At 63.2% G+C, this 14,704-nt stretch carries 22 protein-coding genes; 14 read left to right on the top strand and 8 right to left on the bottom strand.

Going from position 1 to position 14,704, the window contains the following annotated elements:
* Positions 1 to 141: 141 nt before the first annotated feature.
* Positions 142 to 1,362: a pyridoxal phosphate-dependent aminotransferase gene (locus E4P29_RS23350; protein ID WP_135047384.1), complete on the bottom strand. Its 1,221-nt coding sequence runs from the start codon at positions 1,360 to 1,362 to the stop codon at positions 142 to 144.
* On the bottom strand, positions 1,359 to 2,300 hold the full coding sequence (locus E4P29_RS23345; RefSeq protein WP_135047383.1) for a DMT family transporter: 942 nt from the start codon (positions 2,298 to 2,300) through the stop codon (positions 1,359 to 1,361). The genes E4P29_RS23350 and E4P29_RS23345 overlap by 4 nt, the downstream gene beginning before the upstream one ends.
* Here E4P29_RS23345 and E4P29_RS23340 point away from each other — a divergent pair.
* Complete coding sequence (locus E4P29_RS23340; RefSeq protein ID WP_135047382.1) at positions 2,299 to 3,693, top strand: PLP-dependent aminotransferase family protein; 1,395 nt, start codon at positions 2,299 to 2,301, stop codon at positions 3,691 to 3,693. The two genes, E4P29_RS23345 and E4P29_RS23340, sit on opposite strands and share 2 nt — an antisense overlap.
* Here the strand turns inward: E4P29_RS23340 and E4P29_RS23335 are convergent.
* Positions 3,686 to 3,961, bottom strand: coding sequence for a PLD nuclease N-terminal domain-containing protein (locus E4P29_RS23335; protein WP_027495096.1), 276 nt, complete (start codon positions 3,959 to 3,961; stop codon positions 3,686 to 3,688). The genes E4P29_RS23340 and E4P29_RS23335 overlap by 8 nt on opposite strands.
* Positions 3,962 to 4,144: 183 nt before the next feature.
* Here E4P29_RS23335 and E4P29_RS23330 point away from each other — a divergent pair, with 183 nt between their 5' ends.
* Entirely contained in the window at positions 4,145 to 4,768 is a 624-nt protein-coding gene (locus tag E4P29_RS23330; RefSeq protein WP_135047381.1) for a hypothetical protein, read from the top strand.
* Here E4P29_RS23330 and E4P29_RS23325 read toward each other — a convergent pair.
* Positions 4,752 to 5,276, bottom strand: coding sequence for an HD domain-containing protein (locus tag E4P29_RS23325; protein WP_135047380.1), 525 nt, complete (start codon positions 5,274 to 5,276; stop codon positions 4,752 to 4,754). The genes E4P29_RS23330 and E4P29_RS23325 overlap by 17 nt on opposite strands.
* 187 nt (positions 5,277 to 5,463) lie before the next feature.
* The gene (locus E4P29_RS23320; RefSeq protein ID WP_135047379.1) at positions 5,464 to 6,084 is read right to left on the bottom strand and encodes a TetR/AcrR family transcriptional regulator; all 621 of its coding nucleotides are present in this window, start codon (positions 6,082 to 6,084) and stop codon (positions 5,464 to 5,466) included.
* 56 nt (positions 6,085 to 6,140) lie between these two features.
* Here E4P29_RS23320 and E4P29_RS23315 point away from each other — a divergent pair, with 56 nt between their 5' ends.
* Positions 6,141 to 6,575 (top strand): PaaI family thioesterase, encoded by a 435-nt coding sequence (locus E4P29_RS23315; RefSeq protein WP_135047378.1) that lies wholly within the window; start codon positions 6,141 to 6,143, stop codon positions 6,573 to 6,575.
* A gap of 39 nt (positions 6,576 to 6,614) precedes the next feature.
* On the top strand, positions 6,615 to 7,076 hold the full coding sequence (locus E4P29_RS23310; protein WP_135047377.1) for a DUF6194 family protein: 462 nt from the start codon (positions 6,615 to 6,617) through the stop codon (positions 7,074 to 7,076).
* Here E4P29_RS23310 and E4P29_RS23305 read toward each other — a convergent pair whose 3' ends face one another.
* Genes E4P29_RS23305 through E4P29_RS23295 form a run of 3 tightly spaced genes read right to left on the bottom strand, consistent with a single transcriptional unit; the run spans position 7,077 to position 9,311 of the window.
* Positions 7,077 to 7,988, bottom strand: coding sequence for a transketolase (locus E4P29_RS23305; protein ID WP_135047376.1), 912 nt, complete (start codon positions 7,986 to 7,988; stop codon positions 7,077 to 7,079).
* A gap of 1 nt (position 7,989) precedes the next feature.
* A complete protein-coding gene (locus tag E4P29_RS23300) occupies positions 7,990 to 8,670 on the bottom strand; it encodes a thiamine pyrophosphate-dependent enzyme (protein ID WP_135047375.1) in 681 nt (226 codons plus the stop codon).
* 47 nt (positions 8,671 to 8,717) lie between these two features.
* Positions 8,718 to 9,311: a TIGR03086 family metal-binding protein gene (locus tag E4P29_RS23295; RefSeq protein ID WP_209205495.1), complete on the bottom strand. Its 594-nt coding sequence runs from the start codon at positions 9,309 to 9,311 to the stop codon at positions 8,718 to 8,720.
* Positions 9,312 to 9,414: 103 nt separating this feature from the next.
* Between E4P29_RS23295 and E4P29_RS23290 the strand changes: the two genes are divergently transcribed.
* From E4P29_RS23290 to E4P29_RS23250, 10 genes are all read left to right on the top strand, one after another.
* Positions 9,415 to 10,347 (top strand): YafY family protein, encoded by a 933-nt coding sequence (locus E4P29_RS23290; protein WP_135047374.1) that lies wholly within the window; start codon positions 9,415 to 9,417, stop codon positions 10,345 to 10,347.
* A gap of 184 nt (positions 10,348 to 10,531) precedes the next feature.
* Positions 10,532 to 10,672, top strand: coding sequence for a hypothetical protein (locus tag E4P29_RS26145; RefSeq protein WP_165712588.1), 141 nt, complete (start codon positions 10,532 to 10,534; stop codon positions 10,670 to 10,672).
* 1 nt (position 10,673) lies between these two features.
* The gene (locus tag E4P29_RS23285) at positions 10,674 to 11,045 is read left to right on the top strand and encodes a VOC family protein (protein ID WP_135047373.1); all 372 of its coding nucleotides are present in this window, start codon (positions 10,674 to 10,676) and stop codon (positions 11,043 to 11,045) included.
* Between the two features lie 12 nt (positions 11,046 to 11,057).
* Positions 11,058 to 11,567, top strand: a complete 510-nt coding sequence (locus E4P29_RS23280) for a putative immunity protein (protein WP_135047372.1) — start codon at positions 11,058 to 11,060, stop codon at positions 11,565 to 11,567.
* Positions 11,568 to 11,606: 39 nt separating this feature from the next.
* Positions 11,607 to 11,942, top strand: coding sequence for a hypothetical protein (locus E4P29_RS23275; RefSeq protein ID WP_135047371.1), 336 nt, complete (start codon positions 11,607 to 11,609; stop codon positions 11,940 to 11,942).
* A gap of 14 nt (positions 11,943 to 11,956) precedes the next feature.
* Entirely contained in the window at positions 11,957 to 12,439 is a 483-nt protein-coding gene (locus tag E4P29_RS23270) for a GNAT family N-acetyltransferase (RefSeq protein WP_135047370.1), read from the top strand.
* Positions 12,440 to 12,448: 9 nt separating this feature from the next.
* Complete coding sequence (locus E4P29_RS23265) at positions 12,449 to 13,210, top strand: class I SAM-dependent methyltransferase (protein ID WP_135047369.1); 762 nt, start codon at positions 12,449 to 12,451, stop codon at positions 13,208 to 13,210.
* A complete protein-coding gene (locus E4P29_RS23260) occupies positions 13,200 to 13,748 on the top strand; it encodes a hypothetical protein (protein WP_135047368.1) in 549 nt (182 codons plus the stop codon). Before E4P29_RS23265 ends, E4P29_RS23260 begins: the two co-directional genes overlap by 11 nt.
* 33 nt (positions 13,749 to 13,781) lie before the next feature.
* The gene (locus E4P29_RS23255) at positions 13,782 to 14,066 is read left to right on the top strand and encodes a DUF1490 family protein (protein ID WP_135047367.1); all 285 of its coding nucleotides are present in this window, start codon (positions 13,782 to 13,784) and stop codon (positions 14,064 to 14,066) included.
* A 25-nt stretch (positions 14,067 to 14,091) separates the two neighbouring features.
* A partial coding sequence (locus E4P29_RS23250; RefSeq protein ID WP_348539777.1) for an HMA2 domain-containing protein occupies positions 14,092 to 14,704 on the top strand: 613 nt, incomplete at its 3' end.

The following is a 14,704-nucleotide window of genomic DNA, read 5'->3' as shown; positions in this document are numbered from 1 at the left end:
TAACCCGCATTTCCCCGGGGCGACGGGGAAATGCGGGTTCGCCAAAGGCCGTGCAGCAGAGCGATACGCGGGTTCATCTGCGCGAATACGCCCTTGCCGAGCGCCCGCACGGACTTAAAATCAGCTCGAGCAGAATCGGTTCTACTGCGTGTACGAACTCATGAAGTTACCGAGCCGCTCGAGTGCGGTCGAGAGATCGTCCACGTTGGGCAAGGTGACGAGCCGGAAGTGGTCGGGCACATCCCAATTGAACGCTCGCCCGTGACTGACCAGGATTTTCTCGGATTCGAGCAAGTCGAGGACGAACTTCTCGTCGTCGACGATGCCGAAACGGTCGGTGTCGAGCTTGGGGAACATGTACAGCGCGCCCGCAGCCTGCACACAGCTGATCCCGTCGATGGCGTTCAGCATTCGATGCGCCAGATCCCGCTGCGCGGTCAATCTGCCCGTCGGCAGCAGGAGGTCCTCGATCGATTGACGGCCGCCGAGCGCTGTCTGTATTGCATGTTGTGCAGGCACATTCGCGCACATGCGCATGTTGGACAGCAACGTGATGCCCTCGATGAAACTCGCCGCACGGCGTCGCGGACCGGTGATCGCCAGCCACCCGGCACGAAAACCACACACTCGGTAGGCCTTCGACAACCCCGAATAGGTCAGGCACAGCACATCTTTACCGGTGAGAGTTGCGAGATTGGTCATCTCGGAACCGTCGTACACGATCTTCTCGTAGATCTCGTCGGCGAGCAGAATCAGATCGTGCTCGCGCGCGAGGTCGACGAAACGCTGCAGAACGTCGCGTGAGTACACCGCGCCAGTCGGGTTGTTGGGATTGATCACGACGATGGCCCGGGTACGGGTGGTGATCTTCGATTCCAGATCCTCGAAGTCCGGAGCCCAGTCCTGAGTCTCGTCTGCCAAGTAGTGGACCGGAGTGCCTCCGGCGAGAGCCACCGAGCCCGTCCACAGCGGGTAGTCGGGGGAGGGGATCAGCACCTCGTCCTCGGGGTTGCACAGCGCCTGCATCGTCATGGTGATCAGCTCGGAGACCCCGTTGCCCAGGTAGACATCGCCGACGTCGAGGTCACTGAGACCCTTGGTCTGGTAGTACTGCACCACCGCGGTGCGCGCCGAGAACAGGCCGCGCGAGTCGGAATATCCCTGCGCGGTAGGCAGATTGCGAATCATCGCCATCATGATCTCGTCGGGTGCCTCGAAACCGAACGGGGCCGGGTTGCCCACGTTGAGGCGCAGGATCTTGTGCCCCTGCTCCTCGAGCTCCTCGGTCTTGTCCAAGATGCGGCCACGAATGTCGTAGCGAACATTCTCGAGCTTGCGTGCCTGATCGATCGATCGCGTCATGACGAAAGTTCCTCCTGTCGAACGGACGGCGACATCCGAGTTCGGACCGCCACTGTTGCACATACGATGACCGCTGCTCCACCCCCGACCACCGGCCACGTCAACCCCTCGTGGAGCAGAATCGCGGCCCAGCAGATGGTGAGCACCGGTTGGATCAGCTGAATCTGGCTCACGCTCGACATCGGACCGATCGCCAGGCCCCGATACCAGGCGAAGAACCCGAGGTACATGCTCACCACCGCCAGGTAGGCGAACGATGCCCACTCGGGTGCACCTGCTGTCGACGGCTGCTCCCACCACGAGAAAGCGGCCAACGCACCGGTCACCGGAACGCTCACCACCAGAGCCCACGAGACCGTCTGCCAGGCCCCGAGTTCGCGGGCCAGCAAGCCCCCTTCGGCGTAGCCCACCGCCGCTGCGACAACCGCCCCGAGGAGCAACAGGTCCGACCACCCGAGCCCGGTCAGCCGTCCGCCCTGAACGGCCGCAAATCCGATCGCGACGACAGCTCCCATGGCTGCGACAAGCCAGAACAGCGGCCGGACTCGTTGCCGTTCTCGCACGACCGCAACAACGGCGGTGGCCGCCGGGAGCAGTGCGATGACGACGGCGCTGTGACCGGCGGAGGCGGTGGTCAGAGCGAACGACGTGAGCACAGGGAAACCGATGACGACCCCTGCCGCGATGATAGACAGTCGAACCCATTGCCGTCCGCGTGGCAACCGTTGCGAGGTCAGGGCCAGGGCGGCAGCAGCGACGGCCGCGGCGACGACGGCGCGTCCGGACCCGACGAACAGCGGCGACAGGCCACCGGTCACGGCGATCCGAGTCAGCGGCAAGGTGAACGAGAACGCCGTGACACCCGCCAGTCCCCACAGGAGGCCGGCTCGGGATAGCAGACCCGGCGCGAGCTGGGTAGCGCTACTATGCTGTGTCATGTCCGACGATAGCAGTTCCCGGATCGTGTCTGCGCTGCGAACCTGGATCGCAACCGCCCCGCCCGAGGCGAAGCTGCCGTCCACCCGTGCGCTGGTGGCCCAGCATTCGGCCAGCCCCGTGACGGTGCAGAAAGCACTGCGCACCCTCATTTCGCAGGGTGTCATCGAAACACGGCCTGGCGTCGGAACATTCGTCAAGACCGTGCACACGGCCCGCCCGAACGACTACGGGTGGCAGACTGCCGCGCTCGGTGCACCCGGAAACAGATTGCAACTGCCCGCCGCACTGCAGTCCACGTCGAGTGACGTGATCGCTCTGCATTCCGGTTACCCGGCCCGAGAGCTGTTGCCGGAGCGACTCGTTCACGGCGCTTTCACCCGAGCCTCACGCACCGACGCAGTGATTGCCCGCCCGCCGACCGCAGGTCTGCCCGAGCTTCGAGCCTGGTTCGCCACTGAACTGGGCGCTTCCACCCCGCTGGGCGTCGCGCCGCCCTCGGCCAGCGACGTGGTCATCATCCCGGGCAGCCAGACCGGCCTGAGCACGGCTTTTCGGGCGCTCGTCGGTGCGGGACGCCCACTTCTCATGGAATCGCCGACGTACTGGGGAGCAATCCTGGCGGCAACGCAGGCGGGCGTTCGCGTGGTCCCGGTCCCCACCGGGGTCGACGGACCCGACCCGGACGCGCTGGAGCAGGCATTCGCCGAGTCCGGCGCGCGGGCGTTCTACGCTCAACCGACCTTCGCCAGCCCCACCGGAGCGCAGTGGTCTCCGGACCTGTCCGAACGTGTGCTCGACATCGTTCGACGACACGGTGCGTTCCTGATCGAGGACGACTCCGCCCACGATTTCGGCATCACCGCCGAACCCAGCCCACTGGCCGCGCGAGACGACGGCGGACATGTGGTGTACCTGCGTTCGCTGACCAAGGTCGTATCACCGTCGATTCGATTGGCAGGCTTGATCGCTCGTGGCCCGGCCCACGAACGTATCCTCGCCGACACGGGAGCCGAATCGATGTACGTCAGCGGCATCCTGCAGACCGTCGCTCTCGACGTCGTCACCCAACCCGCCTGGCGCACACACCTACGACGCCTACGCACGCAACTCGAAGCGCGTCGAGACCTACTGGCCCACAGCCTGATCGAGTTCGCTCCTCGCGGTCATCTCGATCGGATCCCCCGGGGCGGACTCAATCTGTGGATGCGCCTGCGTGACGACATCGACCTGGAAGACGTTGTGCACAAATGCAAATCAGCGGGTGTCATCGTCGGAGCGGGAGACGATTACTTCCCGGCCGAACCCACCGGCAAGTTCCTGCGTTTGAACTACGCGGGCTCGAACGCCGGTGAGTTCCCGGACGCGGCACGGACGATCGGATCGGTCATCTGAGACTGTTCGACGCTTCGACGGCGAACGTCGACGTGCGACCCCACACGAACCAGACCAGTGGCCCGAGGAACGGAAACGCGAGCACGACGAAGATCCACACCGCACGGCCCGCGACACTGTAATTGGGTGAGCGAAGGATGCTGACGAGCGCGGCGACGAACAGAACGACCGCGCCGAGCACCGCCACCAAGACGATGGTTCCCAGCCCGAACCCGAGTACCTGCTCGGTGGTCGAATGTTGTTGTGAAAGTAGTACTGCGGCGTGCATGACGGTTCCTCTGCTGTGCTTGTTCTTCGCTGTTTCGTTGACGACCACAACGCTATGGGCCCGAATGTTCCTGCACATCGGTCTGCACGTGTATCTCGTCGTACATCGGACGATGTAGGTCTACCGCCGGAGTCGTCACCCGGTTACCGTGGTGCGGACGTATCCAACCTGGGGGGAGGACTTGTGCAGACCGTCAAGAACGACTACACGACGTGGAGGGCCTTGGGGCCGGGCGGCCTACCGGCCAACGTCGGCGGGTGGTTGATCGCCACCGCGCTACGACCGTTGTCCAGACGTGACCTTACGACCGTCCCCGGCGCGTCGCGCGCAGGCCGGCACTGGCACCTCGAGCCGCGCCGAGGACCGCGTCCGACGATCGCCCCGTACCCGATTCCACATCGCCAGCTCACCGACCGTGCTACGCCCGTACTGACAGAGAGGATCACCGGCGCAGTTGCTACCGAAGCGCGCACGAACAATCGATACCACCTGGCGCGCAGCCACTTCGAGAGGCGAGGGGACGCGCTGTATCTGACGGATGTCACCGCTGCTGCACCATGGATTTCGCGAACCAACGGCGAGATACTCCACGTCCACGAGACCGAAGGATCGATGCACGTCGTCATGCAGCCCGACGATGCTCAGACCGTCATCTCCGCGGGCTGGGGTGAACTACACCCCCTCGCCGGACGCCCTGGCCTCGGACTTCCCGAAACCTACGTCTTCCTTTACGCACCGAGAGATTCCGACGACGCAGATCGAATCGAACAGATCATCCATCGCGCGACAGCTACTTCGACGATATGACCATGCGCTCCAGGGGATTCGCCTTCATCGCCGGGTACATTCCTGCGCGCCACAACGTCGCCGCCGTCGACCGCGGTCTCCTTCTCGATTCGATCTTCATCCTGGATGCGAAGTCTGCGGCGAAACCTTCTCGCGTATAGCTGGATTCGATGACATCGACGCAGTGCGGATCGAGGTCTCGAACCCGACGGCCACTGACGTCCAGGTGTGCCGCATCGTGCAGTAGAGCCGCCTCCGATTCCATCGGTGTCTCGACGTCCATGTGCCTGGCTATAGTCTCGTGCACGATCTGCGCCGTTCGGTCGTCGCCTTCGTGTCGGCGGACGAACTCTTCGGCTCGCTCCGCACCGATCAGCGCAAAACATCCAGCCACCGGGTTCTGTTCTGCGCCGAGAGCTATGTCATGCAACAGGCACGCGACGTACAGCGCCTCAGTATCCGGCCGAAGACAATCGATGTCCGCAAAGGCCGAGGCGTACTGCCAGCACCGGACGCTGTGCATCAGCATGGGCTCGCTCAGACACTCCCTCGCCTCTTCGAGTGCGTCCCGGCACAACCGTGAATCCGGCGTATCGACTGTGTGCCATGCAGCACCAGACAAACGCCGCCGGGGACCGAGCACGGTACCGGGCAACATCGCGAGTTGTCCTCGCACAGCAGCTCCCACGATTCGCGCACGACGCCCTGCGCTGAGCTCACCGGGTTTCATCGTGCGCCGCTTTCAGATGGCGGAGCATATCCGCCCGCGTGATCGCGAGCATGGCGTCGAGCGTGGATCGATCGACGATGCGTCGTTGATGCAGTGACACAGCACCGTTCATCGCCGCCCAGGCATTGAGAACCAATGCACGGGGGACGACGTCGGCACCGGCGTCGTCCACCGCACGCGTCACCGAATCGATGAGTTCACCGAGCGCAGTGTCGATCTTCTTCTTCGCCTCACCGACCGACGCGGACTCGGACTTGTCCACATCCGTCAGCGCCAGCAGCCGCAACGCCAGTGGATTGTCGCGGTGAAACGCGATGTAGCGATCGAGGAACTCGGCAACGACGTGCGCAGATTCGACCGCATCGGTGGGGGCAGTCATCTGCTCAGCGTGGCTCTGGGCGGTTCGCCACGCGAGAGTGGCGTAGATGTCCACCTTGCCGGCGGGGAAGTTTGCGTAGATCGAACTCACCGCCACATCGGCTGCGGTGGCCAGCATCTCGATCGTCGTTGCCCGATATCCGTGGCGTAGGAAGAGCGAGCGAGCGCCGTCGAGCACCGCAGTGTGCGTTCGACGCTTCCGCTTGTCGGTGGGGGTATCCAAGACCATGGCTTTATCGTACTCTGATTCCGATATCAGAATCCAATTATGATAGAGGGGTATCGATGACAGCCAACGAAGTACTGGCACCGAACAGCGGCAGCGCGGCAATGACCATGTTTCTCCCGCAATCACCGTTCGTGCAGCAATTGGGCATCGAACTGGTCGACATCGACGAGGGCACAGCTCGACTGCGGCTGCCGTACCGCGACGAGCTGTCCACCGTCGGCCGGATGCTGCACGGCGGCGTGATCGCCGGCTGCATCGATATCGGGATCATGACCGCAGCATGGGCCGGATCCGAAGTGCCCGAGAAGCTTCGGGGCGTCACTGTCTCCATGTCTGTGCAGTTCATGGAACCGGTATATGCCGAGGGTGTCGATATCGTCGGTACTCGAATGCATGCCGGTCGGAGCCTGAAGACGTGTCGAGTCGACATCGTCGGGACCGAATCCGGTCGCCTCGTCGCAACCGGTACGGGAACCTACAAAGTGGGCTGAACTCTGGGCAGAGACCGCAGAACATGTGACCATCGATGCATGACACTCGATGACATCGTGAATCTGGTCGGCAGCTTCGACGGCACGTTGGCGCAGCGGCCTCGGGAGGGTGATGGGACTCCGGAACTCGCATGGGGTGATGTGTTCTTCTACTACTCGCCGGACGGGACTGTTCCGACGTCCACCCAGCCGTTCGCAACCATCGTGGCGAAGAACTATCCGGGTGACGAGTTGTCCCGGCTGGACCGGCCCGACGCGTTCCGTGTCAATGTCATTGCCGGAAAGCAGGAGTTCGAACGGCTACTGGGAGTGCCCCCACGCGAAGCAGCCCACGCACCCCAGGCCGATACCGACGACACCCTTTCCGCCCATCCTCAGTACGGCACTGCGGGCTGGTTGTCGGTGGTCAACCCGTCTTCGCAGACCGAGTCGCAGATCGGGGAACTCCTCGAATCTGCTCACAGCGTCGCCAAGGCCAGGTACGAACGACGCCAACACTGATCACTCGAAGAAGTCGTCCATCGATCGGGACAGTCCTTCGATGTCGAGGCCATTGGCTCGGTCGTGTTGGGCCACCGTTCCGTACTTCCTACGCTCGCCAGGCTCCACACCGATGCCCAGCACTCGATGCCGTATGTCCGCCACCGCTCGATCGATCTGCGACACAGAGGTTCCCGCGAGATAGGGCTCGACAATCATGATGTCCGGCGCAGTCAGCGTTTCTCGGAGAGTCGTACCGTCGAAGGGCCTGATCGTCGACGCGTGCAGCACGGTCACGTCACGCCCACTGGCTGCGGCCAGGACCCGGTCCGTCATAGGACCGACCGAGATCACAGTGCCGGAATTACCATGTTGCAGAACGGTCATCGAACCTCCGGGGCGACCGTACGAGTGATCGTTCGAGACGCCGTCGAGCCTGATGTAGACGCGATCGTCGGATACAGCCGCACCGCGCAGCATCCATTCGACCTCGTCGACGTGCCCTGGCACGTGCACCGTCCACCCGTCCAGGGTGTCCAGTAGCGCGACATCGCGTTGGCCGAAGTGCGTCTCACCGCCTTGTGGCCACCCGTAAGAGCCTCCCGAGCTGACCAGGATCGCGCCGACATCCTGATGTCCCAGATCGAGTTTCACCTGCTCGAAGGGCCTTTCTATCAGGAACGGCGGAAAGGTATGCACGATCGGGCGGAGACCCGCGAGCGCCATTCCTCCCGCGACACCGATCATCGTCTGCTCTCGAATACCCACGTTGACCACACGCGACCGAATATCGGACGTCAGATGCGGTTCGAGATAGGCCACGCCGATCTCGGCCAGTACCAAAACGATTCGCTCGTCCTGGGCCAACAGCTCCGGCACCAGCCGGTAGAAGGACTCGCGTTGATCCGCGGTCCTGTTCATCGTCGACGTCATTTTAGTTCTCCTTCTTCTCCACGTGGGCGATCAGCACATGCGGTCGGTCGCCGTGGTCGATGCGAAACGCCTGCCGGAGCGCACTGTGGTCTCGACCGTCGACGTCGGAGGTGGACCACCCCTCGACGGCGAAGCGCGACGCGATGCCGCCGGGCCAACCCAGACCAGCCGAATCGTTGTCGATCACCACGGTGGTCAGGTTGCCCAGCTGCGATCGGCCGGCGAATTGGATAGCTTCCATGTTGCTGCCCTCGTCGAGCTCGGCGTCACCGATCAGTACGAACACCTGAGCCTTGCTTCGCTGAATCTGAAGCGCCACAGCAGTTCCGGCTGCCAGCGCTAGACCATGACCGAGCGACCCCGATCCGATGTCGACCCCGGTAATCAGCGTGCGGTCTGGATGATTGCCCAACGGTGAGTGGTAGCTGCCGAACGACGCGAGCTCGTTCGGCGTCAGAAAGCCCCGTGCAGCGAGCACTGCGTAGTACGCCATCGGGCCGTGCCCCTTGGAGAGATAGAACCTGTCGCGATCGGGATCATCAGGCTTCGCCGCGTCGAGACGAAGAACGTCGGAGTACAGCACCCACAGCACGTCCAGCGTGGATGTGGCGCTCGCACCGTGCTTTTCGTCGCCGCCCATCAGGGTCATGAGTTGGGGCAACTCGTCGAAGGTCATCTGCATGAGACCACCCTGCAACCTCGAGTGCACTCGAGGTCAAGGGCGTCGCACTACACCCAACCGTCCGACGACCGGCCCGCGAAGTTCGCCAGGCGTTCCAGCGGCCCTGCCTCGGAACGGGGTTCCACGATGGGTCCGAAGGGGACTCCTGGAACCCGACTCTCCGCCGGCAGCAGTGCTCGAAGTTCCACGGCAACCGGATCGACGAGCGCCGGGTCGGCTTGGGCCGGTTGTCCTGTCGCAACGGCAAGATCCCATCCGTGCACCAGTAACTCCCGCGCATATCCCCACACAGCCGATCGCCCTGGGACTTCACCCCACGGGACCGCGACCGGGGCGTCGAGCAATGCATCTTCGGCCCACGCGGCACGGGCTTGCATCACCGACGTGTCGAAGGACGCGGCATCATGATCGGAGCACAAGGGCGACACAAAGTCCGGACTCCCGAGTTCGGCGATCGCAATCAGCCTTCGGACCGTGGCCACGAGGTGACCGGCCAGCGTCCGGACGTCGAACTCGTCGCACGGAGTGGGAAGGTCCAGTTGGTCGGCGCGCACCGCACCGATCAGACCGCTCACCCATGCGGCGGACGTGAAGTACACCTCGCGCGGATCCGTCTGCTGCGTGGTCTCGATGGTGTTCATTGTCGATCCTTCCGTTTCGCGGCCACCGGGTGTGGTCTGCTGGGTAGAAGTAGATCGGGTGAACATGACATCTTCTGTCATGTTTCGATGAGAGACTTTTCGGGTGCGCGCAGACCGGTTGTTGTCCATCGTCATGCTGCTCCAACATCGGGGCAGACTGAACGCTGCCGACATCGCCGCCCAGCTCGAAGTGTCCACGCGCACCGTATTGCGTGACATCGAAGCCTTGTCCTCGGCGGGCATTCCGGTCTACACCGATCGCGGTCGCGGCGGTGGAATCAGTCTGTTGCAGGGCTATCGCACCGAGCTGACCGGTCTGACGTCCGCCGAGGCGACGGCATTGCTCGCTTCCGGCGCGGGACGCGTCGCCACGCCGGCGTTCGCGAGCGCAATGCGCAAGGTGATCGCCGCAATACCCGACGCCCACCGAGCGGCGGCAAGCACTGCGTCACAACGAATCCTGGTACGACCCGACGGTTTCGCGTATCCCCATGAGTCCGAGGTCCATCTACCGGAATTGCAACGAGTCGTCATCGACGGTCTACGTATACGGGTGTCGTATCGCAACCGCGGCGGTGAGTTGTCCGATCGCACCCTCGACCCTGTCGGGCTCGTTTATGCCGGCGATCATTGGTACCTGCTCGCCGCCCGAGACGGCACCGAACGTGTCTATCGAGTATCCCGCATAGATACCCTGACCGTCCTCGACGAGCCTGCCCATCGCAGCGCCGCGGTGGATCTGGAAGAGGCCTTCACCGCACACTGGAGATCATTTCGCGCAAGTTTGGCCCATATCGAAATCACCTGCCTCGTCGAAGAATCGGTATGGATCTCGTTGACCAAGAACGTCGTTCGAGTGATCAGCGACCAGGTTCAGGACGACGGACGACGCCTCGCAGTCATCGAGTTCTCCGGCCACAATCACGCTGTGGGCGCGTTGTGGCACTGCGGACCTGCAGTAACAGTGCTGCAGCCGAACATAATTCGCGACGAACTGGCTCAACGAGCAGCGGCAACAGCGCGGTTGTACAGCTGACTTCCCGGCTGGATCTTCTCGGAAGGTGCGCTCAGTGTCCACTATTACTAGGCCGACGCGCTTTCCCGATTCTCGAGCCAAATTATGGACACTCAGCGCACCACCGATGACCAGGTCATTACCATTGCGAATAACCTGATCATTTCGTAGGGTGGACGCGACTCCGAACATTCAGGACGGCGCTATGGCTTTCAATCCACCCCGAACGTGGTTCGGCCCGAAACGGTACGGCTGGGGAATCAGCCCGCACACCTGGGAGGGCTGGCTACTCCTGGCCATCTTCGTGATTGTCGTCGTCACGCTGGGAGCCACCGTATTCTCGTGACATGCCGCGCCCATACCTCGACGTAGCAGGAATATCCATCGACTGCTCCGGGCCGCGGGAGCTCGCTCGCTTCTACCTCGCGCTACTCGGCGGAGAACTGTTGTGGGAGAACACGTCGAGCTCGGGGATTCGCACGGACTCGGGTCTGAACATCGACGCGCAAAAGGTGGCGAACTACATCCCGCCCACATGGCCGTCGGCGTCCATCGTGCACTTCGATCTCGATGCGGGAGTGAACCTCGACGAATCCGTCGCTTATGCAGTCGAATGTGGGGCGACAGAAGCAGCGGATCAACCGGACCCGCGGTGGCGAGTTCTCCTCGACCCCGCCGGCCACCCCTTCTGCATCACCACAGAGGTGTACGAAGGTTGAGGCGATTCTGAGGTGGGCGAATCCGCTGAGGTTGACCTGAGTATCGACGACATTCGGCACGTGGCGGCGTTCGCAGCTACCTGCGCCCGTCGTGCCTTGCCGATTTTCGAGGCCTCGCACCCGAACGATCTCCGTCCTCGCGCGGCGATCGACGGGGCTGAGACGTTTGCCGAGACCGGCCAACGCACGGCAGCACTCCGCCAACTCGCCTGGGCAGCGCACAAAGCTGCCCGCGAGGTGCCGGCATCTGCGGCCACGGACGCCGCACTGTCCGCAATGCACGCCGCCGGTGCCGCCTTTGTCCATCCGCTGTACAGCCCCCATCAGGTCAAGCACATTCTCGGTTCTGCCGTGCATCTGGTGCTGACGGACTCCAAAGCTGTTGTAGAACAGATCGAATGGATCCACACACAAGCCGATGCAACATTCCGGTCGGTCCTTGGACGGTTTCCACCACCGGTCGCAGGGCGCACCACGTTCGGCAAACTATTAGCACAGCTCGATAGCGAATTGCGTCGTTGAACCGTTGCCCCAATCGGGGTGCGGTGACAGCATGAAGGCATGAAGGCCCGAGAACGCCCCTGGACCCGATACGCGCTTGTCATCTTGCTGGCCGCGCTCGCGTTCCTGACGATCAGCGACCTCGTGTCCGATCCTTCTGTCTGGAACTGGTCGAAGCTGGTGGTGCTGGCAGTAGCCGCCCCAGCGCTCTGGTACCAAGGCGGTCGGCACCGGCCGGTACCCAACAAGATCGGTCCCGAATCCGTACCCGCCGAGGATGTCGCAGCGGTAGTGGAAGAACGCGGCAGAACTGTCTACGCCATCAAAGCGCTGCGAGAGATGCATCCCGGCCTCGGACTGCTCGACGCCAAGAATCTCGTTCAACCGGATCACTGACAGGGGAGAAGGCGATGACATCGGTCAGCGGTACACGTACCGCTCAGGATCCCGTCGAATTTGTCGAGGCCGCAACCCTGTTGGTCGATTTCAATCGCGAGTACGACGACCCGGCACCCGAGCCCCAATGGCTTGCAGCCCATTTGAACAGGCTGGTCACATCCGGTGACACAAGCGTCTTGACATTCGGGACTCCCGCGATCGGTGTTGCAGTTCTTCGATTCCGGACCGGAACGTGGACCGCCGACATCGAGGCCTATCTCGCAGAGTTCTACATTCAGCCAGTCCATCGCGGGAAGGGCTACGGCACAACCTTTCTCGACGACATCATCAACCATGCCCGCGGCAGGGGTGCGACCTATATGGACCTCAACACCTCGGAAGACGACGAGGCAGCGCGCCATGTGTACGAGAAGCGCGGCTTCGACTGCCATGAAGGACGCGGTGAGGGACCGAAGGCTCTTTACTACGAACTCGAGCTCGAACCGGACGGGTAACGTGACCTTATGGTTAGCCGAGATAACAGCTCGACGTCGTTCGGGACCGCCGCCGAGGTGTACGAATCTGCTCGTCCCGAATACCCGTCGGACGCAGTCGCGTGGATGTTGGAGCCCACTCTGGCGTCCGATCGTCGTCCACGAGTCGCCGACGTCGGTGCCGGCACGGGCAAGCTCACCCGCAGCATCGTTGGCGCTGGTTGCGACGCCATTGCCGTCGACCCTGATAGCGCCATGCTCGACGCCCTGCGGATCGCGGTACCGGGTGTCCCGACCACGGTCGGTACTGCCGAGTCCCTCCCAATAGACGACGAGAGTCTCGATGGAGTGCTGCTCGGACAGGCCTGGCACTGGGTCGATCCAGTGGCCGCGTCACGCGAGATCGGACGGGTCCTGCGTCCTGGCGGTGTGCTGGGTTTGATCTGGAACATTCGCGACGAGTCGCAGGCCTGGGTTCGACGCCTCAACTCCGTGGTCTCACGTGGCGGAGCGATGGCCATGTTCGACGACGGTCCGCCGCCGATAGCCGAGCCCTTCGATCATCTCGAAGAGCGAGAATGGGCGTGGTCTCGCACGGTGAACCGGTCGCTGTTGACCGACCTGGTTCGATCGCGCAGCTTCTACATCACCGCGACGGCCGACGAGCGCAACGGCATAGATCAGAATCTCGCCACCTTGTTCGACGAGATAGGGCTGCATGGGTCCACAACGATCAACCTGCCTTATGTGACCAGAGCTTTTCGATCCACCAGGCGAACCGATGACATCTGACATCGGTTCGTTCGTTGTCGAATCAGGCGATTCGATCGTAGGAATCGGCGCACTGATCGTCCGTGACGGATCGATTCGCTTCACGCCCAATGCCCCCGACGAGCGGGCAGCGGCCGAAAGCGCAGCGACCGTCCCGGTGTCTGTACGCAGCCCCGTCATGCCATCGGGTGGGTGGGTGTCGCTGAGCGGCACGTTGCTCGATGGAGCCATCGAAGCCGACGTGATCGATGGCATCGACAGGCCCGAATTTCCTGGGGAACCCGCACTGCGCATTCCTGGTCCGGCCGGGAGTACCTGGACCAGGAATGCCGTCCTGGAATCCGTAGAGCAGAGCGAGTCGGATCTTCGTAGCGCGACGGGCGCATATCGCGACAGCGATGGAACACTGGTGGTGACATTGGGGTATGTGCACCTCGATCGACGTGCCTGCGACTGGCTCGCCCAACCTCACCCGGGCCCGATCGACGTATGGGTGGCCCTGCGCCCTGGGACCCCGCGAGTCGCCATGATCACTGGAAACGAATACGATTCCCAATAAGTGGGTATCGGTTCGAATTCGAGGAGCTACAACATGGCGTTTCCGATCATCGTCGCGAAGGCAGTATCGACGGTCGTGACAGGCGCAGTCGGCGTCGCCGCCTACAACGGAGCCAAGAAGCTGTACGAGAAGGCTCCCGTTCGCAAGGCGGCGGTATCGGCAACCGAAATCGGTCTCCGCGCTGCCCGGAAAGCCGAAATCCACGCCGAATCCGCACGGTTGGCAGTGTCGGACGTCGTTGCGGAGGCGCGCGACCGACTCGGCGAAGAAGTGCCTCCACCCTCGGCCACCGAAGTCGGCCCCGGCCACTCGCACTGATCACGGCAGTCGGTCGACTATGACGATGCTCGTCGAACCCGCACTCGATGCGGCTCCCGACCGCGCGGATGGCATCGAGATCCTCTCCGATGCCGCCGGCCGCATGCGGCTTCGCGTCGACTGGCTCCGCTCGAGCCCGGGCCGTGCCGTTGCGGTCGAGGACCACGTGGACAAGATCCGCGGAGTGCGCGCCGTTCATGCGTACCCGCGGACGGCGTCGGTCGTCATCTGGTACTCCCGCACACGAATCGACAGGGCCGAACTCTTCGACGCAGTGAATGCCGGGCGGTCGACGAATTGGGCCCTGGTACCGGTCCGTAGTCCGCGCTCAGCTGACGTCACAAGCGGCGACGTGCTGCGGATGACCATCGGCGGCGCGGCACTGGTCCTTCTCGGTCTTCGCCGCTACGCGTTCCGTCGGCCGCCCATCCTCGGTCCCACCAGTCGTCTCGTTGCCACCGGCGCAACGATCTTCACCGGCTACCCGTTTCTCAAGGGAGCCGTGCGCTCGCTGGCCGGCAACAGGACGGCAGGAACCGACGCGCTCGTCAGCGCCGCAACCGTGGCCAGCCTCGTGCTGCGCGAGAACGTCGTCGCTCTCACGGTGCTGTGGCTCCTGAACATCGGCGAGTACCTGC

The sequence above is a fragment of the Rhodococcus sp. 1R11 genome, from assembly GCF_004563845.1.
In the GTDB taxonomy this organism is placed as follows: Bacteria; Actinomycetota; Actinomycetes; order Mycobacteriales; family Mycobacteriaceae; genus Rhodococcoides.
The sequence above is the reverse complement of the archived record's forward strand: the minus strand, read 5'-3'. Positions and strand labels throughout refer to the sequence as shown.